The sequence below is a fragment of the Sutcliffiella rhizosphaerae genome (assembly GCF_917563925.1).
Lineage (GTDB): Bacteria > Bacillota > Bacilli > Bacillales > Bacillaceae_I > Sutcliffiella_A > Sutcliffiella_A rhizosphaerae.
The window spans coordinates 158,687-178,301 of the sequence record NZ_CAKJTJ010000006.1 but is presented as its reverse complement, the minus strand read 5'-3'; the positions used below and the strand labels follow the sequence as shown (position 1 = coordinate 178,301).

Here is a 19,615-nt window from a genome sequence, read left to right as displayed (position 1 = left end):
ACCTCATTTCAATACAGACATCGAGCCATTGTTGAATAGAATTGTATGAACAAAATAACGATCACCGTCCATGTGATGATCATTTTTCTTCAATGGTTTATCTTCCCCGCGGTCTGCAGCCTTTTCGTCCCACACATAAGAATCAAACTCTTTAAATGTTTCTATACAGCAATCATTGAACTTTATCATTTCTTCTGAAAGGGCAGTCGCAACATTTCGAATACCATCCAGTACATCATTTATGGCTTTTCGGACACGGAACCCATCTTTCTTTAACTGGGCTATGAAAGATGCAGCGGACGGATCCACAATAATTACAGCTGGAATTCCATTAAGAAACTTTTTTAAGTCTTCACTGTACTCTGTATCTGTTTTCTGTTTCCCCTTCCGTCCTTCAAAGTGATACTCTTTTACCTTGTACCAAATTCCATCACAAAGACCCCACAATCCAAATGTAGTAGGATTCTGAGTTCCATAGTCAATCGATACATAATAATTTGAATATCGTCTTTCTACTGTCTTCACAACATGTTGCTTTCGGTTAAACATGTCATAAATGATTCCTTCGGCCATTACCCACAGCCCCAGGATATACCGTTGATAGAATACACCTGAAAACATGCGACGAAATCTATCTTTCACTCGTTCCGATAAAGAAAGGTTGTCATCCATCATAAAATGCAGCACATAGATGTTTTTTTCCTCTGCCTTATCAATAAATTCTTTCTTAAACCAATGATACGGACCAGCTGGGTTACAGTTTAAAAATACTTTTGCCCCCTGTGTTCCCGTTTCTGCAGAACAACGACCAATCATTTGATCAACGAAGGAACGAGGAAATAATGCTGCCTCATCTGCTAGCGCTCCAGCTGCAGTCAACCCCTGTAAAGTGTCCTGAGATGACTCATTATTTGCACCAAACAAGTAATAGATATTGGTACCTATCGAAATGTATGGATCTCCAGAACGGTGATAGTGATAATCGATTCCTTTAGCCGTTAAAATTTGAAACATCGGTTCCAATACATTACGTTTTAAAGCTCCCATGGATTTACCAGCAATTATAAAGTTTTGATGCTTGTGTTTTGCCAGTGACCAGGTGATGAACGAATCTATCATCGCTATCGTTTTACCTGACCGGATAGATCCATGGCAAATGATCATATCTTTGTTTTTAAAAGGGCTTTTGTCTGACCACCACATAAGAAGCTTTTTCTGTTTTAAACTAAATGGTCGAAATGAAAACAAGGTGTTCTTCTTACGCTTCAGCATCGTCGGTCACCTCATCTGCAAATACATCAACAGCTTGGGCATTTAGAGCTTCTTCGTAACTGTTACCTTGTTTGTGTGCGTCCCCTTCTGTATCACCACGTAGTTGTTTGAGCTCTAGCTTACTCTTTTCGATAGTTAGATTCATTTGTTCTAATCGTAGCCTACGTTCATCATTTTCTGATGCTAAGGCATCAAATTGCTTTATCAAACTCCTAAGCTCACTCATAGCCCTTGATTGGGCAGTTAAAAAGGTTGCTTGACGATCCCAAGCGAACTGAAACTCGTATTCCTCTTCAGTAACTGCTTTTTCAATTCCTCCGCCTTGCTCTTTTGGAATTTCATGATACTCATACTTGCCTTTTTTAAGCTCCTTGATTAATTCATCTTTTCCAGTTACCCACATGACTTTCTGGGCTCGAATAATAGCTGCATATTGTATCTGTATCTGGTCATATATTAGATCGGCTGGAGAACGTTCATTCATTCCCTCCATAATCTCCAATGTCTCAGGAGGAAGGAATTTAGCGAAAAACCCATGAGTTACTGCATTGGAATTCCCTTTAGGAGCTGCCCCTCCTTTATTACCTTTTGCGTTAATGTTGCCTTTAGGTGCTCCTCTACTTTTTGTGTGCACACCTTTTTCTTTGGGTGCACCCCTTTCCCTGTTCCAAGCATATCGTTTCTTCCACGACTTTACGGTGTTTATAGATACCTGGTATTTTTCTGCAATGTCCTTATATTTCATGCCTTTTACGTAATCCTTTTCAGCAAACACATATTTTTCAGCCATATTACATCACCTTCCACCTCCTAAAATTTGTGTTTGTTTTGTATATAGAAAAAAGCACCCAATGAAGGATGCTTTTAAGCGTTTATGTGTTTTTGTTCTTCGATTTTTTTAGCATTATAAGCTTCTTCAACTAAAAGATTATAATCATATAATTTACCCTGTCGTTTTGCCATTCTCATAAACGATACAATTAAGGAAATAACCACCATTGAAAGTAATATTAGCACCATATAATATGTTATCCTTCCTGGCGGAAAATATGTAACGAATAATGAAAAGAAAATAGTAAAAAAAAGTATCATAATACTAATTGTATTGCCATAAATAAAGTAATGATCTTTGTGAAAAGATATTAATTTTTGCAGTCTATTTTTCATCATTTCAATTTGATCTAAAGTATGATCGGTACAAATGGTTTTAACTGTAATAACATCATCTGATAAGGTATTATTCCTTATGTTGCCGTAACGATTTTCTAGATAATTAACTATTGATTTTGCAGTATTAAAATCTCTCTCCATTTTTTCACCCCCATTATAATATCGGGGGAAATAGAAAGTTCTTTATTAATCGCTATGAAACTAAATTATTTATTTTTCTACTAATATCTTATAATGCTTTTTTAAATAATAATGAGCCAATACTAATTCTCTGTTAACACTTAAATAGCTATGATGATTGATTCTGTTTGTGCCAATCTTGGAAAGTAGATAGTTTACTGTACATAAGGCTGGTTTTAAAATGTTTTTAAGGCATTCTTTCGTCTCACCTAGTGTGATTTGTCTTATATTCATACTGACTACTTGTTTAAGTTCGTTTAAAAGTTCTTTAACCCCTAAGCCAAGCTCAAGTGATTTATAGGTATATGTAGAACAATATAATTCATGTGCTTCAATCAATTCCTCTAGCATTATATTTATATCTTCTAGAATACCGATACTCTCTTCCTTATTTAAAAAGTGCATAGTCTCATCCTCCATCAGATATTCGAGACTATAATACTACAGAATTAATTTTCTTTATTTCGATATTCTTACAAGAATAAAAAAACACCCTCGAAAGGATGCATTTAAGGATTCCACTTTAATTCACAGTCTTTACAATACAATATGCGTGAATATGGTCTCATTAGTATTGAAATTATCCAAAGAACCACAATAGGAACTAACTTTGCTAAGAAACTATCTTGAAAACTACTAATGACTAATGTCAACAAGAAAAAGAATAATAGAAATATTGCTATCTTTAAAGAATATCTTTTTACTACTCTGTTACTTCCACACCTTTTACACTTTTCCCATTTCATTAAAATCCCCCCCCAATAATATATCGGAAAGATTTTTCAATGATTAAGAAATAAAAAAACACCCTGAAAAGGATGTTTTATGTATTATTAATTCCCTACAGTTCCTGGGTCCATTACTTTGTGACCCCCACCAGCACCCGGATCATGCCCTACAACACCTGGGTCTTTCATTTTCATTCCACCAGTGCCAGGATCTAATACTTTATATCCCCCGCCAGCTCCTGGATCTAATGTTCTATGTCCACTGCCTACTCCTGGATCAAATGATTTCATCTGTATCACCTCCACAGTCTAATTTCGACAAAAATATGGGATGTCCTGCACTTACCTGGACCTTTGAACTAAAAAACCAAATTCAGCATTAGGTAAAAATAATATAAAATTAATTATTTTACGAATTGTATAGCATCTAAAAATATTTATATCAACAAACATCAATAACCCCCGTCAGATTGCCTTCTACCTTATTATTTATTGTCTAAACTTGGATTCAATCCTGTTATATTTCTTTTTTAATTTGTATTTATATTTATCAACAAATTTAATTACATTATCAATTGTGTCTGAAGTTCGATCTACTAATTCAATATATTCTAATTGATCTACTATTACTGACGCACCCCAATTATCTAACTTTACCAGTGTACTATGTTTTTCAAAAAACACTTCACATTCAGTTTCAATGCCAACAATATTTGAAAAAACCAAACTATCTATACTAGAGGCTTCTTCTAAAAGTTCTTCTATTTTAGAAGCAATGTACTTTTTATCAATTGCACCTTTTGAGAATACAATGTGATTATTTAAATTATTTAGAGACTTGCTCATTTTATGAAGTCTCATTATTTTCTTGGGAGTCGTATTGATATACTCTTTGTCTGATTGATAATCAAGCGTTAGTTTAACCCCTAGTAACGTTAATCCTCCTCCCACTATACTTCCTAAAAAACTACCAAAAAAGCCAATCCAGTCATTGTTAAGCCCCACTGGAAATAAAGGGAGCCTAGAATTCATTAAAATATTTACTATTACTGGTATCAATATAATTAGTATGGTGAATAAATACAAATGTTTTTTACTAAACATATGGAGTCTCCCTTCACCCACAATTATGAGCAAAAGGAACTACCAGGACAACTTCTATCGTTCGTCAATATTAGACATAAAAAGACACCAATTCAATAAGTTGATTTCGCTTGATAAACAGACCAATTTATATTGTTTTTTTATCGCCTTTTCTTGAAACTTTCCATACTAATAAGACATAAATAGCACTTACAATAAAAACTGCTGTTGCTAACATTGTTGTTGCGTCTTTTGAACCTAATCCTTCAATCCGAATAATTCCACTGAACAAGTAATATGCCAATGATCCATATACAATTAAGCTCATTACACCTAGCTTTACTATCTGGTTAAATGCATTATTTTTACCTTTCTCTTGTTCTGGTTCAATATTTACTGAATAAGAATCGGCTACATAAGTTTCTTTTAACTCTACTAATTTTATGCTTATTTCATTCTTATCTTTGTAGCTAATAAAATTTGACTCAAATACTTCTTTAATCATATCGTTTATTAATTCTTCAACATTCTTTAAGTCTTTTACTCTTATTTTATATATTACTGCTGTTGATTGTATTATACTCTCTAAAATTTTTTGGTTAGGGTAAATCCCTTCTGAGAGTGTTTGTATCAATATTTTCAAAATTTCTTTATTACTTTTATCAACGTTTTTCCAATACTTTGTTCTTTTATAAAAACTACTGGCCAACCAAGTCATTCCTAAAAAAATAGCACTTCCTACTATACTAATTAATATTCCAGTAATCCAATCAACTATCATTTATATCCCCCTATAACTTCAATACTATAAGAAATTCTAGAAGTGTGATATTTCTCCTTCAACAAAATAAAAAAGACACCACTCAAACTGAGTGTTGCCCTCTTGATATATTTCGTTAATATCATAATAACACCTTTATAGAGAAATGCTCTGCCGTGTTACTGCCAATATCCTGCCAATATCCTGCCAATATCCTGCCAATACCCTGAAATTATTCTAACAATTAAAAGCCTAAGTGCTCAGTAGGAGAAATACCTAGTTCATCACAAACTTGTATATATTTATCCCTAACTTCACCTTCTGAAAAATACTTTGAAAGACTTTTTTGCAATTTAAATGGGAAAGGTTCATGTAAAAAAGTTCTATTTATACTTTTAACAATTTGGGCATCTAATCCCATTAGATTTAAATGCATTCCCACTGACTCATCTGCATTATTACCCCAATCGAATACATGAATTAGTGGAATATTTTCACTAAAAACTAAACTTTTGTATTGATTAAAATAGCCGTGTTGTTCTAACACAGTGGCATCATTTGTTGAAGGAAAGGAACTTTTACTTGTTCTAATAATATGATTAAAAACTTCCTCTTTCTCATCTGTAACAAATCCATTAGATAACAACCTTGCCAATATCTTATATTTTACACTTCCAAATGAATTAAATTTCACCCTCCATAAATGTCTAATTTCTGATTGATTATTTCCGTAAAAATATGTAACTTTATCTGGATGTGCATTTAAAAATGATTCCTCTAAATCATTATCTTTCTTAATAAAATCAATTGATTTAGATGTATATGGATCTCCCAAGTTAATTAATTGATTAAAGAAACTCATTGCTCTTTCAGCAATGATCGGGTACCAAGTTTCATTTTCCATAAAAACATTATCTAATTTATGTAAAAAGTCTAATATATCTTCTTCGTATAAGGCATTAGGGATTTCCTTTATAATGTATGTAAAATCTTCATCTTCTCTTGTTAGATTTAAATCAAAATGTCTATCTATTTTTTGTATTAAGGATTCTTTACTTCCATTTACTACAAATTTAGATAGGTTAGAAAAAAGAAAAAACCAAAAAGATTCGATATGTGAAGAATCAATAATATTAGACTTTGAATGAGCACAATCATTCCTTCTGTTTTTCCAGTAAATTGCTTGTTGCCGTAAATCGTCAGTCATTATAAACAATCTTTTATTTTCATCATTTTTCTTAATACTTTCATTCACTTCCATATCCCAAGAATCTTCTTTTCTAAGATTACTCTTAATTGCCTCCCAAGCCTTTGGGTGAATGTTTCCTGGTTTCTCCGCTTTAATAATTCTTTCTCTGATTACTGTCTGAAAGCCTAAAAATGAAAATAGTAAAGATGCTCTATATGCAGATGCTTTATAACAAATTATTGACTCATTAAATAGCCCTCTTATATTCTCATCAAAATCTTGTTCTTCCAACCACTTTTCTACTGGTAATCTCATAACCAATCCCCTTTGTAATAAAAATAAAATAAGCATCCATTTAATTATAATGGATGCTCATTATTTTTATAAACTTCAATTTTCAATAAAAAAGCTAACTTATAAAACATTCTACCTTTAAACCTATAATACTGCCTTTCGCTCATACCTTTATCATTATAAATTTCATAATCATACACTTCATCTTCTTCCAGATACCTTTTAATTATCAATTCTCTTTCTCTACTACTCAAACGATTAACAGCCCTTCTAATACGCTCTATATACTCCAGACGCTCCCTTTCTCCATCTACTCGACCAATAACAGCATCTTCTGTGGAGGAATGAAATTCATTGGTGTTGGAAGGAGGTACTAATGAGTAGGCAGGTGTTATTCTAGGCAGTTTCTCTTCTGGAATTGTTAGAAGGTAAAAGCGATATTTCTCTAAAGCACTTTCAACAGCCTTTTTGGTTAATTCTCTATCTATTTCGGGCAATTTAAACTGTAATTGAGACACCAAGATTCCCCCTATGGTATAATTTTCTTGGGTAGACAGGAGAAATCTTGTCTTTTTTCTGTCGATTTTATAGCTGTTTTGTCGAAACTATTTCTTTTTTTGTCTTTTTATTCCATAATGTGTCATATACTTTATCTTTATTTTTTGGAGGCACTTATGGTAACAGTCACTGTAATAGAAAGATTACTTAGTATTATTGAATATCGGAAAAAAGAATTAACACAATTAGCCTTATCTAAGGATTTCCATGATCCAAAAATTATTAAACAAAGTCAGGAATTAGATAAACTAATTTATAAATACCAGACGCTGAGTCTGTATAAATCTCGTATTAGTTAATTCTTTGGCTCCATTTCATCCAGCATTTTAGGATGTATTAATATCCTCCAACCACATTTCAGGTGCATACAACTGGTTCCATTCCTCTTTGACTTAAAGCTAAATCCATAATCTATGATTATAAATGTATTATTTCATCTTTTTTGTTAGATTTCTCGGACTGTTCCTTAATTTAATCTATTTAAAGCTTCAAAGAGTGGATAGATTTGCTGTGGTACTACAGCATTACCCAAAGCTTTCAGTCTACTTTCGTCCAATTCTTTGGGAACCCCATCATCATCTCTACAAAGCAAGGATTTATCGACTTTCCGAAATTCAACGTTATTAGCTCCACGATTGATAAAGAAAAATTGTTCCCATTCATCTGGTTTTTTATTTTCACTTTCAATATTTGGTTTTGAGTGAACTTCAAATGTCTCCCGCAACTGGCTATTGGAATTGGCAATAATGAACGTCCTTTCTCTGGTATGGAACGCCCCGACGGAACAAGCTGGTAATACAACCGCCCCTGTGGAGTAGCCGATGCTTTCCAAGTCAGATATCGTGCGGTCGAGCTCCATATTGACGAAGTTAGCAACATTTTCACCAACAACCCAAGTTGGTCTGATTTCTTTAATAACCCTAAACATTTCTGGCCAGAGATCACGGTCATCTTCCGTGCCTTTTCGCTTCCCGGCAATACTGTAAGGTTGGCAAGGGAATCCTCCGGTAATAAGTTCAATTGTTCCAACGTCAATTCCCCTTTCTTCTAGTGTTTTTGCATTTAGTGTGCGTATATCATCAAATATAGGAATATCTGGCCATTGTTTATTTAAAACCTTATGACAAAATGGATCTCGTTCACAAAAAGCAACTGTTTCTATTCCTGCCCATTCAGCTGCTAATGCAATTCCACCTATCCCTGCGAATAATTCTATACTTTTTATTTATCTCACCTCTGTTTTGTCTTTTCTGTCAAACGGACATCAAAACCACCTATTAGCATCCTTAGCTACATCAATTTCCCTAAACGATTGAAGAACCAATTCGTATTTTAATTCCTCATAGGACAATAAATGAATGTCCTGCCCTTGCTGACTTTTAGTAATACCTTGTTCCAATAGCTTGTCTAAAACAAAATTACGTTTCATATCTTGGTGAAGGTCTACACTGTTGGCTATCAATTGCTTCACCTCTACAATTAATATTATTTTTTGAATAAAAGTAATTCTCCTTACACACACTTACTATGAACAAGAGCAGCATACATTCAAGTTCAGCCCTGAAATTAAGCTTGCTCCTGTTCAAATTTTTTGTATAGGAATGATAAAATTGTTTAATCAAAACGTTGTTAAAGGCTTAATAGTTAGCACGGTATTATCTTCTTTTTTTAGCCTTATTATCATAACCATGACCGTTATCCACCACATGAGGGTGACAGAATTGTTAGAGGAAAATAGACATAGATGAGTACTACTTTTCCAAAAATCCAATCTTTACAAAGTAATTTCTCCAAGCCCTAGCTACACTCTGCTTATGACGGCGGGCAAGTGCTTTGCCCAACCGTCTTTTTCTTTTCAACTTATTTGCCACTATTTAACCCTCAGAAGCTTAGATTCCGTTTCTTCACCTTCTTCGTAATCTTCATAATTATCTTCTATTGGCTGTTGCCCCTCTTTCAAAATTACTGAACCATCATTCTCCACCTTGTATTCAATTCCTTCATGATCATCAATACTCATTTGTCCATCTGGTGTATTATCTTTTTCAGGCCGAGCCTCCATAACTTCTTTAGGAGTTTGATAAGCATAGGTTAAATCAATTAAGAAATACTGACCGTACTTGTTATATTTCTCGGTTATTTTGTGCATTTGTAGATGATCATTTTCTTTAGCAGCTAAAATAATTTCCTCTGCTTCTTCACGAGTATCTGCATAATGTTGTTCCTTTTGATTAAGTTGCACTTTTGCCATTGTTAGTTCCTCCTAATATTTATCTAGTTTTTGAGATTTATAGTTTTTTAGACATTTCTTTCCCGAATTGAGATTTCACATTAATATGAATTTGCTCGAGCTCTGAAAGATTCAATTCGTAAAGTTGTTTGCCATCAGACGTATTAAAATATCCGTACTTCATTAATTCAGCCTTCAAATAGTCTTTACGTTGCTCAACAGCTCTGCTCAATTGTGTAGCTTGATTATTCATTTCTGCTCTCCTTTCTTTTTAAAAAATTCCTGTTCTAAGGTAATGCTTTGCTTTATAGTAAAAATGATGATAGATCCAGTTACCACTAAATTTCTGGTCTAGATAAACGATTTCAAAATTGTATTTCGCTTTGAATGTGTTAAGCCGCCCCAGTAATGCTAATGGGTTATATTTTGAACGGTACTCACCTTTGAGCATTTTCTCGTAGCCTCTCAGGTCCTCCACAATTAAAGTGAAGGGAATGTCTTTAGAGCGTATTAATTCATTCTCAAAGGCTGTTTGAGTGTCCTTTTGGAGATTTCCTGTTATCTCGTCCATATGGGCTTTACGTTCAACACGACTTCGCAAAAAGATATCGCGGGTAATGCCTAGATCATCATTTCGAGGAATCATGCAACCATAGTCACCTGTATCTAGTTTTTGAATTTTGATAGGAATTCCCTTTTGCCGTAAGTAATTTAAAATATGACCGTTTACTTGCTCCCTGGTATCTATGACTATGGTTAATGTTTTGAGTATTTTATTTAATTCCGTATCAGTGTAATGATAGGAAATCATTCAGATTGCCCCAACAACTCTGGATTTTCATATATGTTGCCAATTACAACGCTTCTGAAATGTACATTAACAAGTAAATTGTCATCACCAGCCATAAAACAAGCTCGATGGTAAATAACTGTTTCACCCCATCCATCTCCTAATTCATCATCGTCATAAATATAAATAACATCCCCCTCATAAATCTCTTTGCCATTTTTATCTTTTAAACCGGTGAATTGCATTAATTTAATTTCATCAAAAAAGCGCCAAACAGAATCAATATTTATCATTCTCTTTTTAAAATCTATATTTTTTACTGGGATGATTTCTTTTAGATTTTCTTCCCAAGCACGAAACTTAAATTCCCTCATGCTCATGCTCCTTTCTTGGCATATGTAACAGCACGGTTGTATAATTCTTTTGCCAATTTATCTGATTCATCATTTTCATATTGCCGGTAATCATCGTAAGGGTCTTTCCATCCCTTCCTAGCAAGAATGCAAGTCCATTCAACAAAATCCATCAAAGAATCCTGATCAGCAACAAACCAATTATTAATTCTTTCGTTATGCTGCCATCCACAGAATTGATGGAGCATTTTCATAATCGTGATTTTTTCATTACTGGCACCCTTCCAAGACTTAAACCAATCATCTATTGCTTGAAAATTTTGCTCAGCGGCTTGCATAACATCCTTTGGTATTAATTTTTAATTCTTAATTGCCACTTTATTATCACTTTCATCAAGGTAAATATTTGCTCCAGATTTCCAAATTTGGCTCAGGATCATTAATACTTGCATGGTAGTAGTTTCACTCCCCATCTACTAACTTTATTTTCTCTGCCCTTCCTTTTCCTCGTATCTGTAACACTAATACAGAAATATTTCATTTGATTATGAAATTTGGTTTTTGTTAAAGGTAATGAATTGTAAAACTTACAAAACAATAAATATCTTTTATATAAGCAATCAACTGTTTCATAACTCTTAATATCTCTTTTAATATTTTCTTCAATGTATTTTTCTATCATTTTCCAACCTCCAACAGTTATTAAAGAAATGGAAAATATGCAATTTAGTAACGAAAACAACCCTTAAATAACTTTATTTTTTCTTTAATAACTTTCTTGGAACCCTTGCGGCTCTAAGATAAATTGTATTTTTCATACATCAAAAGTTATTTTAGTTATCATAAAATCAAAAGTATTAAAAACTCTATATAATATATATATTTATTTTTTTGGTTTTTTTAAACTTCTGGAAATCCAATAACTAAAATAACTATTTAACTATAAAAGTTAACTTAAACACTTGTTACTACTGGATTTCTTAAAAGTTATTAAAAGTTACTAAAGCTAAAAATCAGTTATCTAACACCTTAAAAAAGTTACTTTGGGAGCCTTCTTTATTTTCTTTAGTAACTGGAATACGTTCTTTTAGGTTAATTCCTGTTAAATACGTCTTGTTTCCAGCACCTTTCATTTTTCCAAAGCCTTTTGTTTCTAACATTCGATAAAATGATCTATTTCCCAAAGTACGTTCCCCTGATTTAAAGCACCAATTGTCATAAACGTTATATAATTCTTTAGCTTCAATTTTGATTGCTTCGTTTTTAGGTTCATCAATGTAGCAAATTTCCCCTAAGAACGGAGCTAAGATGTCCATTTCTTCTTTATAGTTACCTGTAGCATCCATTACGACTTTCGGTTCCTTCAGTCCTGACTGCTGCCACTTTAAACAACCCTGTATGGCCCAGTTAAGAATGCCAGGCATTTCAAAAGAAAGTTTTTCTTCCAGTTTTTTATCACGTTCATGAAGTTGAAGGCTTAATGTAAATGGGATGATTTTCACACGTCTCCATATCCCATCATCAACCCCACCTATTATTGGTTTATGATTTGTCGTAAAAAACACTTTAAATTCAGGTGTAAACTCGAAATATTCTTGTCTTAAAAATCGAGCTAGGATAGGTTCTCCACCTGTTATTGTCTTTACAAGAGACTCCTGTAGTTTTTCACCTTCTTCGGACTCTACTGCCGAAACAAATCTCGAATTTACTAATCTAGCAATATCGTTATTTGCTCCGGTATCTTTTTTCTTGATAAAAGTATCTGACTTTGTTTGAGATCCGTAATCACCCATTAACTTTTTTATGGTATTTACAAAGGTTGATTTACCATTGGAACCACCACCGACTAGAAAGTACATGGATTGTTCTGAAATGTCCCCAGTTAAGGAATATCCAACAAGTCGCTGCATGTATTCTATTAATGCTGTATCTCCTTTGAATATTTGATTTAGGAACAACATCCAAGTCGGACATTTGGCTTTTTCATCAAATTCAACATTGGTGATTTTGGTTAAACTAAGCTCTCTATCATGTGCCTGTAGCTTTGCTGTTTTTAAATCTACAATTCCGTTTTCTACATTTAACAAATATTTATGCCTATCAAAGTCTTCTCGTTCTCCTGGAACTAAGGGCATGAGGTCCTTAATACTGTTCATTCTTATGTTTCTTCGCTCACACATCCTAGCCCACTTTGTTTCTGATTCATCCTCTGATTTATAAAGTCCACGAAGCACCTTTGCAGTGATTCGTTCAATTTCTTTCTTGGTGTCTACCTTCCACCGTTTCCCATCCCATATGAGCCAACCCATTTCACTTACGAACTTAATTACATGTCCATATTCATGAGCGATTCTTTCAGCGTTTCCAAGTTCAGTTAATCGAAACTTCTTTTTTGGTTTATCTTCCACAACTTCTTCTGCATCACCAAAATGAAAATCGTAAGAAAACTCCTCAAACTGTTTTTTGTTGTCTAGGATCGTTGTAGAAGTGGCAGAAATAGCTGTTGCTATTGTTCTTTCACCATATGTTTCATTCGTATCTCTAAAATGAATGACATCCCATTTATCACGCATTAGACTTGTTTCACGGAACATGGTGTCCATTCTAGTAGCTGAGTTACCTGTCCAGAATGCTAAGTGATTACAAAGTGCCAAGTCACTTGCTGAATGGTCACTATTGATTAAATTTCCATTGTATAAGGAACGGATCTCATCACCGTTTTTACTTCGGAAAATTCTCTCCCAAAGTGCTTCATTGGATATCTTAATTTCATCCTTTTCAAATTCTGCTAGGTTTACTCGTCCTTGAATGTAGCTACCGTCAAAGTATTGTTCAAAGACTTCTGCCAGCTCGTCTGTTCGTTCATAAACATCATTGGAATTTTCTCTATTACCAGTGAAGCTAAAATAGCGACCGTATGAGTATATTTCCAACCCATGCTTTGTATTCTTTCTGCCTGTTCCCAATACTGATTGAGGTAAATTTCCTTTTATGATGATGTGAATACCTGTTTCACTTGGAGAAAACTCGGTATAGCTGTCGAGTGCGGCAATCACTTCCTTAGCAAAATTGTTAACTTTGCCCTGGACAACACATTTATCAATATCAATTCCTATGTAGTTGTCCTGCCTACTAAATACAAAGCCAATTCCATCATAGTCACCTTCTAAGTAGAATTTAACGGCTGTTGCAAAGGTGGACCAGGTACGTCTATTGTTAGCCTGTGCCATTTCACCATTTACTTGATAAGGCACCTTTGTTGGTTTGTTATTACGTCTTTCCGATCTCCACAAAATCCATTGAGGAAGGGCTTTTAATTCAGCAGGGATTTCGTTGAAGTTGTATGGATTCTCTTTCATTTTGCCCTCCTATAAAGCAATTTTTCTCTAAAATGGGTATAAAAAAGAGAAGCTAGCAAAATACCAACTTCTCTATTTAGTTATTTAGAACGGTAAATCATCATCACCGACAGTTATTGGATTACCATTTTGGCTAACTGGGTTTACATCGGATGCATCATAATATTTTGCTTTGGCAGCAGTTCGTTTTTGTTTAACACCGTCAACCACCTTTTCATATTCCTCATGCTTTACAGTGATTTTCAGGTTTTTATTGATAAGCTCCTTTGCCATATCATCTGCAGAGTTAAATGAATGGTTATTTGCAAAGCCACACGCTTTTAGTAATGAGTTTACAATCCTAATGGAGACCTCATGTTCAAAAGTGAAGGTGTTAAATTGGACTTTTGCTCCTTGATGATTTTGTGGAACATCACTACGAATTTCAAAATCTACTGTTAACTTCGGCTTGCCAGCTTGAGTTTTCCCAGCCTCTGTATTTAGAATAACAGCCTCATATTTACCTTCTGCTACTAGTTCAAATCCTGTATTTGCATTTTCCTCATCAAATTTAAAGAATGACATTAGTTATTTCCCCCTGTTTTCTGATTTGTGGATGACATGATTAATTCTTCTTGTACGCAGCCTTTGCGATCATCTAAATGATTTTTTGCAAAGATGCTTTGATTACCTTCGAGCATGAAGCCTCTAGTACCGTCTGCTTTTCGTACTAACCGAGCGACTACATGCACAATGCCCATAACATGATTTACAATCTTATCTCTTATGTCAGGTATGAATTGATTGTACTGCTGGCCATTATCATGAATAATGCTTCTAGTGGTTTCCCATGCAGTGTAGATGACATTTGCATCTAATCCATTAAAGGTTTCAACTACCTTGAGTAAGTGATTGTCGAACAATGCATAATCTTTCAATTCCGGCATACCACTTTTAGTTTTTTCACCTTTATTCATTAACCATAGCTTTTGATAATGTGTTAGATTGTCGATAAAGATATTGTCATATTTACCTAGATTTGCTTTTGCATGAGCAAAGAATTTTAGAATACTATCATGCGGATCAGCACCATCAATTTTTGCAACATCTATATTGGAGTACCCTTGTAGTACTTGGCTTGTCCCATCAATATCTAGTACCAGTGTATTGCCTGGGAGCAATCCAGCTACTGTTGTTTTTCCATCACCTGGCTTTGAGTAGATGATGATTTTAGCTTTCTTACTTTTGGTTATTTGCGCACCGTTTGTTGTTTCCAATTAATTCACCCCTTGTTAGCTACCTTTTTACCGTCTCTATAACCGATCTTATAAGCTTCTTCAATTGCTTCCACAACATCTGAAAAATCACGACTAAATGTTGCATCTTCGGGTTCAACCGCATCCGATAAAATCATTAATGTTTTTTCTCCGTCATTAATTTTGATATAGTTTGCATATTCTTTTCCGCAACCATTATTAGGTTGAGATTCTTTTTCTTCCTCTGACAAATCTTCAAAGGAAACCAAATTTACTTTTAGCATTTTTATACCTCCACACTATAAGAGATTGACTCAGGCTTAATAGTTACACCTGGAACAATTTGTCCATTTTCGTCAACTACAACCTTCTCACCGCTAATTTCTGCAATCTTCAATGATTTTTTTAAGTCGCCCCATTTAACACTCTGTTTAATGAAATCATCCAATCCTGATTCGATAACATGCTGCAGGATCACATCTTCATTTTCTTTTTCAGGTGCTTCCTTTGATTTACGAGTTTTGGATTTCCCATATGGAGTGCTAATTGTTTTAGCTTTAGGATCCTTCGCCAGTTCTTCCATGTGGAAGACAGCAACTTTACTTTCAAAAAATTCAAGACTGCTAGTAATAGAAGATAGCTCTCCTTTTTCCCAATCAGAGATACGTTGTCTTTCAACATCTGCCAGCTGCTGAATATCCTTTTGTTTGGCTTTTAAAGCAGCCATTTTACGGAACACCCAGTTAAGACTATCAAGATCTGTAATTTCAAACTTAGGAGCATCATTACTTTCACCTTGAGAATTAATATCCTCTACATCCAACAATTCGATTTCTTGTAATTGATTTAACATTATTTATCCCCCTTAATTAATGATTTATAAGATTCATAGTGTTCCTGGCTAGGAAACTGAAATACTACTTTTCCATTCGGTTTAAATGAAATGCATCCACCTGAGGCAGCCATTGCTTGTTGTTCCCCACTATTTGAGGAAAATGGAATTTCTACTCTTTTCAAATTTCTCCCTCCTGTGGTAAACTCAAAATAATTGATAAATGAAATTTGTAATTTTTGACTCGTTGTTGTCGCAACGAGTTATTTTATTTCAACTATGTTGTTCAACTCTTTTGTTAAAGCTTCTTTATGGTCTTTCAAATATCCGATTAATACATACTTCAATGATTTTTGTAAGTTCAAACTTATTAATTATCAAATCTGGGAAATGATAAGTAGAATACATAGCAATTGAGGAAATTTGTCTATCATCCTCTAACTCCTTAATTAAGTTTTCTGTTTTATGAATTGCACTAATTATTTTCTTAGCACCATCAAGTTTATGATGAAGCTTGTCCCTTGTTTGAAAATCCATTCCATTCACTCCCCTGCATTTTTTCGTTCAGCACCTAATACCTCTATCAGATATCTAGCAGCATTTTCATAAAGGATAATTTCTCCGTCATGGATTATTACTTCATCACCATTGGTGACTTCTTCCCCACAAGCATCTATACTTCCAGAAAGCCCGTTATTTTCATAACAACCATTCGTACAAACATGATCATATTGCTCATCTTCTAATACTCGGAATGTCCTATGACACTGCCAGCACTTCTTAGTTATCTTTCTCAACTTACTCCTCTCCTTATGCCCTAGCATTACTAGCACTAGCAAACAGCATTGTGTTTCTCATTGTTTCTAACTGCTGATTTAACTCCAAACGCTTTTTCTCATAACGTTTTACCAGCACAGTGATTTTTGCATTTCTGTAAATTTCAATGAGCTGAACAACTTTACCAAGTTGATTAAGTAGTTGCGTGTAGTCCCTGATAGTGGGATTCTTAAAGTTTGGTTGATTCATTTCTAGTAACCTCCTATTTTCGATTAGTTAATGCAGCAAGTGACGGTAGTTTCAGAGTTATAAAGCTAGTAAGTTACAAATCTAGTAAACCTTTGACGGCATCACTCCTTTCACGAAAACATTTACCGCACATCATTAGAGTGATTTCCACTCATCCCCTTGCCTGCCTAAACTTCTCGATTTCCATGTGCATCAATTTCTTGTAAGCCTGTAAACGCTTGTTTCTATACGTGAACTTCCTTGGCAGCTTATCGGCCAGACAATGCTTGGATCTTTGTGCAACCTTGCGAGTGTAATATTCGATCCGGTGTACAACTTCTTTCTTAGCTCCATTTCTCACAGTTAATGCCTCCTTTGGATAACCGACTTCTAAAATGATAAAATCCAATATCTTGAAAACACTTCTCTCCTCGGTTCCTCTTTTTGGTATAATTTTCTTGGGAGGAGGTGATAAATTATGAGTAAATTAAGTCCACGTCCATTAAAGCAAGAGAAACTATTTTCATGGGATGATTTAAATAGTCAACTATTAGCTAATTTCAATATGCCAGGAATTGATTATGCTGTAATTGATCTACAAAAATACGATATGTCCAAAGAAGAAATAATTGTTGAAGCTGAAAAACAAGGTTATAAAGTGATTGAGCAAGCTCCTCATCATTTAAGGTTTGAGTAAATTATAATTTTTTATTAAAAGCTACCGTTGCCGCGGTGGCTTTTTCCTTTTCTAGCTTTTCCACTTGCTTTTTCAAATCAACTATCTGTCCTACAAGAGTAGTAACTGAAGCTTCTACAGCGGAAATCCTTTCTGGTAGATTTGATGAGTAAGTTACTTTTTCTTCTGACATTTTTCATCCTCCTAATTGGTTGGTTGTTCTGAAAGCCAAGTTAGTAAAAAGATTGTAGTTGAAGCTACTGGAAAATACCACTTGCCTCCTACTCTCCTTTTCGGGAATCGCGGATCATAAAAGAATTTTTCTTTTATACTGTTTTCGCTCATACATGTTTGTCTGCAAAGTTCCTTCATGTCCCAGAACGTAAATCTACTTTCAAGTTGTTTTAAATGACGGTCTAACTTTTCATTAAGCATTTCCTTGATAACCATCTCATCAACATCTACACTTACTTTTGCGATAGGCATGAGTTACTTACTCCCTTCTCTTTAGATAGATAAAATCTTACGGATATGCTTTACATGTTCTTGGGCTTTTGGGCCATCTTTACGTCCGTTAATGATGTCTGATAGATATGCGTTGGAAATACCAAGTAAATCTGCTAATTGCTTTTGTCTCATCTTTCTTTTAAATAATTCTGAACGAACTTTTGCTCCTAATTCTTCTGTCATATATATGCTCCTTTCTGACTTACAACATTGTTTGTACCGTCATCGGCTCGGTACCACAGCGCGTTAATTTACAAAATATAGCTATTTAGTTAGCTAATTAACTAAAAACTATTGACGTTTTTTAGTCTTTAATATAGAATACAAGCATAGCTAAATAAGACTATAAAAAGCCTGTAAACAATACATTCACCCGTTCCCCAACGTATAAATTGTATTTTGATAGATCGTCTTTTTTGTACTCTTTTTCGCTAACTAAATAGCTTATGAACAAAGTATATTAGCCTTTAAACTAAAATGTCAAACTAGTTTTAGTTAAAAGATTAATTATTCTTGTTCTAAGTAACAAGGATGGTTGATATGACTGCATTTGAAAGGGTAAAAAAATTATGTGAGGAACAAAAAATTTCAATAGTAGAATTAGAAGAAAGACTAGATTTTGGTAAAAATTCTCTTTATGGTTGGAAAAAGAAAACTCCGAACAGCGCAAACTTAATGAAAGTAGCAGAATACTTCAATGTGTCTACCGACTACCTTTTAGGACGAACTAACAAGAAGCACATTGACGATATAGAAAACCTAGCAGCTCACCACGTAGGTGAAGTATGGACAGAAGAAGAGCTAGAGGAAATAGAACGATTTAAAGAGTTTATACGAATGAAAAGAAAAGATCATCCACCGAAGGGGCAATGATATGAACTATGAATCGTTACTTGAGGAAGCCCAAAAAGAATTATATGTTTATGAAAAACCTTTAAATCCCTCTATTAAAGGTCTCCAAGGCGAAAATGTTATATGGATTAACAGACACCTTCCTACACGTGCTGAAAAAATTACGATTTTGGCTGAGGAACTGGGACATTATCATACTAGTTGCGGAGATATACTAGACCAATCATCTATCCAAAATAAGAAGCAAGAGTTACGAGCTAGGCAATGGGCTTATTATAAGCTTTTTCCTTTAGATAAAATTATCCAGGCACATCGAGAGGGAATTAGAAATAAATATGAATTGGCTAACTACATTGGTGTTACGGAAGAGTTTTTAGAAGTAGCACTCCAACGTTACCAAGACAAATACGGGGATGCAATTGAATATAAGGATGTTACCATTTGTTTTAATCCATTAGGGATTGTAGAGTGGTTTAATTTTTAGCCTTATATTTTTTTACCCACGAACAGAACGTACATTCGCAAAAAGGAAACGGAGGAAG

At 34.2% G+C, this 19,615-nt stretch carries 32 protein-coding genes; 4 read left to right on the top strand and 28 right to left on the bottom strand.

The genetic code is table 11. From position 1 onward, the window contains the following. Nucleotides 1-3: 3 nt before the first annotated feature. The 9 genes from LRP81_RS08195 to LRP81_RS08155 all read right to left on the bottom strand — a co-directional run bounded on the left by LRP81_RS08195 (nucleotide 4) and on the right by LRP81_RS08155 (nucleotide 7,197). Complete coding sequence (locus LRP81_RS08195) at nucleotides 4-1,272, bottom strand: PBSX family phage terminase large subunit (RefSeq protein WP_230500776.1); 1,269 nt, start codon at nucleotides 1,270-1,272, stop codon at nucleotides 4-6. Next, nucleotides 1,259-2,062: a phage terminase small subunit gene (gene terS, locus LRP81_RS08190; protein ID WP_230500775.1), complete on the bottom strand. Its 804-nt coding sequence runs from the start codon at nucleotides 2,060-2,062 to the stop codon at nucleotides 1,259-1,261. Before terS ends, LRP81_RS08195 begins: the two co-directional genes overlap by 14 nt. Nucleotides 2,063-2,136: 74 nt before the next feature. Beyond that, on the bottom strand, nucleotides 2,137-2,583 hold the full coding sequence (locus LRP81_RS08185) for a hypothetical protein (protein WP_230500774.1): 447 nt from the start codon (nucleotides 2,581-2,583) through the stop codon (nucleotides 2,137-2,139). 69 nt (nucleotides 2,584-2,652) lie between these two features. Next, the gene (locus LRP81_RS08180) at nucleotides 2,653-3,042 is read right to left on the bottom strand and encodes a hypothetical protein (RefSeq protein WP_230500773.1); all 390 of its coding nucleotides are present in this window, start codon (nucleotides 3,040-3,042) and stop codon (nucleotides 2,653-2,655) included. Between the two features lie 413 nt (nucleotides 3,043-3,455). Then, nucleotides 3,456-3,641: a hypothetical protein gene (locus LRP81_RS08175; RefSeq protein ID WP_230500772.1), complete on the bottom strand. Its 186-nt coding sequence runs from the start codon at nucleotides 3,639-3,641 to the stop codon at nucleotides 3,456-3,458. A gap of 198 nt (nucleotides 3,642-3,839) precedes the next feature. Beyond that, on the bottom strand, nucleotides 3,840-4,454 hold the full coding sequence (locus LRP81_RS08170) for a hypothetical protein (protein ID WP_230500771.1): 615 nt from the start codon (nucleotides 4,452-4,454) through the stop codon (nucleotides 3,840-3,842). A 127-nt stretch (nucleotides 4,455-4,581) separates the two neighbouring features. Beyond that, the gene (locus LRP81_RS08165) at nucleotides 4,582-5,214 is read right to left on the bottom strand and encodes a hypothetical protein (RefSeq protein WP_230500770.1); all 633 of its coding nucleotides are present in this window, start codon (nucleotides 5,212-5,214) and stop codon (nucleotides 4,582-4,584) included. A gap of 223 nt (nucleotides 5,215-5,437) precedes the next feature. Then, complete coding sequence (locus LRP81_RS08160) at nucleotides 5,438-6,697, bottom strand: hypothetical protein (RefSeq protein ID WP_230500769.1); 1,260 nt, start codon at nucleotides 6,695-6,697, stop codon at nucleotides 5,438-5,440. A 44-nt stretch (nucleotides 6,698-6,741) separates the two neighbouring features. Then, a complete protein-coding gene (locus LRP81_RS08155) occupies nucleotides 6,742-7,197 on the bottom strand; it encodes an ArpU family phage packaging/lysis transcriptional regulator (protein WP_230500768.1) in 456 nt (151 codons plus the stop codon). Nucleotides 7,198-7,350: 153 nt separating this feature from the next. On the opposite strand from LRP81_RS08155, the gene LRP81_RS08150 reads away from it, so the two are divergent. Next, the gene (locus tag LRP81_RS08150) at nucleotides 7,351-7,533 is read left to right on the top strand and encodes an aspartyl-phosphate phosphatase Spo0E family protein (protein ID WP_230500767.1); all 183 of its coding nucleotides are present in this window, start codon (nucleotides 7,351-7,353) and stop codon (nucleotides 7,531-7,533) included. Nucleotides 7,534-7,700: 167 nt separating this feature from the next. On the opposite strand, the gene LRP81_RS08145 is transcribed toward LRP81_RS08150, so the two are convergent. The 16 genes from LRP81_RS08145 to LRP81_RS08070 form a co-directional block, all read right to left on the bottom strand. Then, nucleotides 7,701-8,459, bottom strand: coding sequence for a DNA cytosine methyltransferase (locus LRP81_RS08145; protein WP_230500805.1), 759 nt, complete (start codon nucleotides 8,457-8,459; stop codon nucleotides 7,701-7,703). A gap of 39 nt (nucleotides 8,460-8,498) precedes the next feature. After that, nucleotides 8,499-8,705, bottom strand: coding sequence for a hypothetical protein (locus LRP81_RS08140; protein ID WP_230500766.1), 207 nt, complete (start codon nucleotides 8,703-8,705; stop codon nucleotides 8,499-8,501). A 399-nt stretch (nucleotides 8,706-9,104) separates the two neighbouring features. After that, complete coding sequence (locus LRP81_RS08135) at nucleotides 9,105-9,485, bottom strand: organic solvent tolerance protein OstA (protein ID WP_230500765.1); 381 nt, start codon at nucleotides 9,483-9,485, stop codon at nucleotides 9,105-9,107. Between the two features lie 37 nt (nucleotides 9,486-9,522). After that, nucleotides 9,523-9,717, bottom strand: a complete 195-nt coding sequence (gene fbpA / locus LRP81_RS08130) for a Fur-regulated basic protein FbpA (RefSeq protein WP_230500764.1) — start codon at nucleotides 9,715-9,717, stop codon at nucleotides 9,523-9,525. Nucleotides 9,718-9,735: 18 nt separating this feature from the next. Next, nucleotides 9,736-10,275: an ERCC4 domain-containing protein gene (locus LRP81_RS08125; protein WP_230500763.1), complete on the bottom strand. Its 540-nt coding sequence runs from the start codon at nucleotides 10,273-10,275 to the stop codon at nucleotides 9,736-9,738. Beyond that, entirely contained in the window at nucleotides 10,272-10,628 is a 357-nt protein-coding gene (locus tag LRP81_RS08120; protein WP_230500762.1) for a YopX family protein, read from the bottom strand. Before LRP81_RS08120 ends, LRP81_RS08125 begins: the two co-directional genes overlap by 4 nt. 2 nt (nucleotides 10,629-10,630) lie before the next feature. Then, nucleotides 10,631-10,945, bottom strand: a complete 315-nt coding sequence (locus tag LRP81_RS08115) for a hypothetical protein (protein ID WP_317987046.1) — start codon at nucleotides 10,943-10,945, stop codon at nucleotides 10,631-10,633. 675 nt (nucleotides 10,946-11,620) lie between these two features. Further along, nucleotides 11,621-13,966: a phage/plasmid primase, P4 family gene (locus LRP81_RS08110; protein ID WP_230500761.1), complete on the bottom strand. Its 2,346-nt coding sequence runs from the start codon at nucleotides 13,964-13,966 to the stop codon at nucleotides 11,621-11,623. An 84-nt stretch (nucleotides 13,967-14,050) separates the two neighbouring features. After that, nucleotides 14,051-14,530 carry a DUF669 domain-containing protein gene (locus tag LRP81_RS08105; RefSeq protein ID WP_230500760.1) on the bottom strand — a complete coding sequence of 160 codons (480 nt, stop codon included), beginning with the start codon at nucleotides 14,528-14,530 and terminating at the stop codon, nucleotides 14,051-14,053. Next, the gene (locus LRP81_RS08100; protein ID WP_230500759.1) at nucleotides 14,530-15,222 is read right to left on the bottom strand and encodes an AAA family ATPase; all 693 of its coding nucleotides are present in this window, start codon (nucleotides 15,220-15,222) and stop codon (nucleotides 14,530-14,532) included. Before LRP81_RS08100 ends, LRP81_RS08105 begins: the two co-directional genes overlap by 1 nt. A 5-nt stretch (nucleotides 15,223-15,227) precedes the next feature. Beyond that, entirely contained in the window at nucleotides 15,228-15,485 is a 258-nt protein-coding gene (locus LRP81_RS08095) for a hypothetical protein (RefSeq protein WP_230500758.1), read from the bottom strand. A 2-nt stretch (nucleotides 15,486-15,487) separates the two neighbouring features. Beyond that, nucleotides 15,488-16,054: a host-nuclease inhibitor Gam family protein gene (locus tag LRP81_RS08090; RefSeq protein WP_230500757.1), complete on the bottom strand. Its 567-nt coding sequence runs from the start codon at nucleotides 16,052-16,054 to the stop codon at nucleotides 15,488-15,490. Then, nucleotides 16,054-16,218, bottom strand: coding sequence for a hypothetical protein (locus LRP81_RS08085; protein ID WP_230500756.1), 165 nt, complete (start codon nucleotides 16,216-16,218; stop codon nucleotides 16,054-16,056). Before LRP81_RS08085 ends, LRP81_RS08090 begins: the two co-directional genes overlap by 1 nt. A 124-nt stretch (nucleotides 16,219-16,342) precedes the next feature. Further along, entirely contained in the window at nucleotides 16,343-16,570 is a 228-nt protein-coding gene (locus tag LRP81_RS08080; RefSeq protein ID WP_230500755.1) for a hypothetical protein, read from the bottom strand. Nucleotides 16,571-16,575: 5 nt separating this feature from the next. Further along, on the bottom strand, nucleotides 16,576-16,830 hold the full coding sequence (locus LRP81_RS08075) for a YqaI family protein (protein ID WP_230500754.1): 255 nt from the start codon (nucleotides 16,828-16,830) through the stop codon (nucleotides 16,576-16,578). A 13-nt stretch (nucleotides 16,831-16,843) separates the two neighbouring features. Continuing rightward, nucleotides 16,844-17,059, bottom strand: a complete 216-nt coding sequence (locus LRP81_RS08070) for a hypothetical protein (protein ID WP_230500753.1) — start codon at nucleotides 17,057-17,059, stop codon at nucleotides 16,844-16,846. A gap of 457 nt (nucleotides 17,060-17,516) precedes the next feature. On the opposite strand from LRP81_RS08070, the gene LRP81_RS08065 reads away from it, so the two are divergent. After that, on the top strand, nucleotides 17,517-17,735 hold the full coding sequence (locus LRP81_RS08065; protein WP_230500752.1) for a hypothetical protein: 219 nt from the start codon (nucleotides 17,517-17,519) through the stop codon (nucleotides 17,733-17,735). A 1-nt stretch (nucleotide 17,736) separates the two neighbouring features. On the opposite strand, the gene LRP81_RS08060 is transcribed toward LRP81_RS08065, so the two are convergent. From LRP81_RS08060 to LRP81_RS08050, 3 genes are read right to left on the bottom strand one after another with little or no spacing between them, the layout of a single operon-like run. Continuing rightward, the gene (locus tag LRP81_RS08060) at nucleotides 17,737-17,907 is read right to left on the bottom strand and encodes a hypothetical protein (protein ID WP_230500751.1); all 171 of its coding nucleotides are present in this window, start codon (nucleotides 17,905-17,907) and stop codon (nucleotides 17,737-17,739) included. A gap of 11 nt (nucleotides 17,908-17,918) precedes the next feature. Then, nucleotides 17,919-18,200 (bottom strand): group-specific protein, encoded by a 282-nt coding sequence (locus LRP81_RS08055; protein WP_230500750.1) that lies wholly within the window; start codon nucleotides 18,198-18,200, stop codon nucleotides 17,919-17,921. A gap of 21 nt (nucleotides 18,201-18,221) precedes the next feature. Next, a complete protein-coding gene (locus tag LRP81_RS08050) occupies nucleotides 18,222-18,404 on the bottom strand; it encodes a helix-turn-helix domain-containing protein (RefSeq protein ID WP_148989164.1) in 183 nt (60 codons plus the stop codon). A 357-nt stretch (nucleotides 18,405-18,761) separates the two neighbouring features. Here LRP81_RS08050 and LRP81_RS08045 point away from each other — a divergent pair, with 357 nt between their 5' ends. Then, entirely contained in the window at nucleotides 18,762-19,094 is a 333-nt protein-coding gene (locus LRP81_RS08045) for a helix-turn-helix domain-containing protein (RefSeq protein ID WP_230500749.1), read from the top strand. A 1-nt stretch (nucleotide 19,095) separates the two neighbouring features. Beyond that, nucleotides 19,096-19,557 carry an ImmA/IrrE family metallo-endopeptidase gene (locus tag LRP81_RS08040; protein WP_230500748.1) on the top strand — a complete coding sequence of 154 codons (462 nt, stop codon included), beginning with the start codon at nucleotides 19,096-19,098 and terminating at the stop codon, nucleotides 19,555-19,557. Nucleotides 19,558-19,615 lie beyond the last annotated feature (58 nt).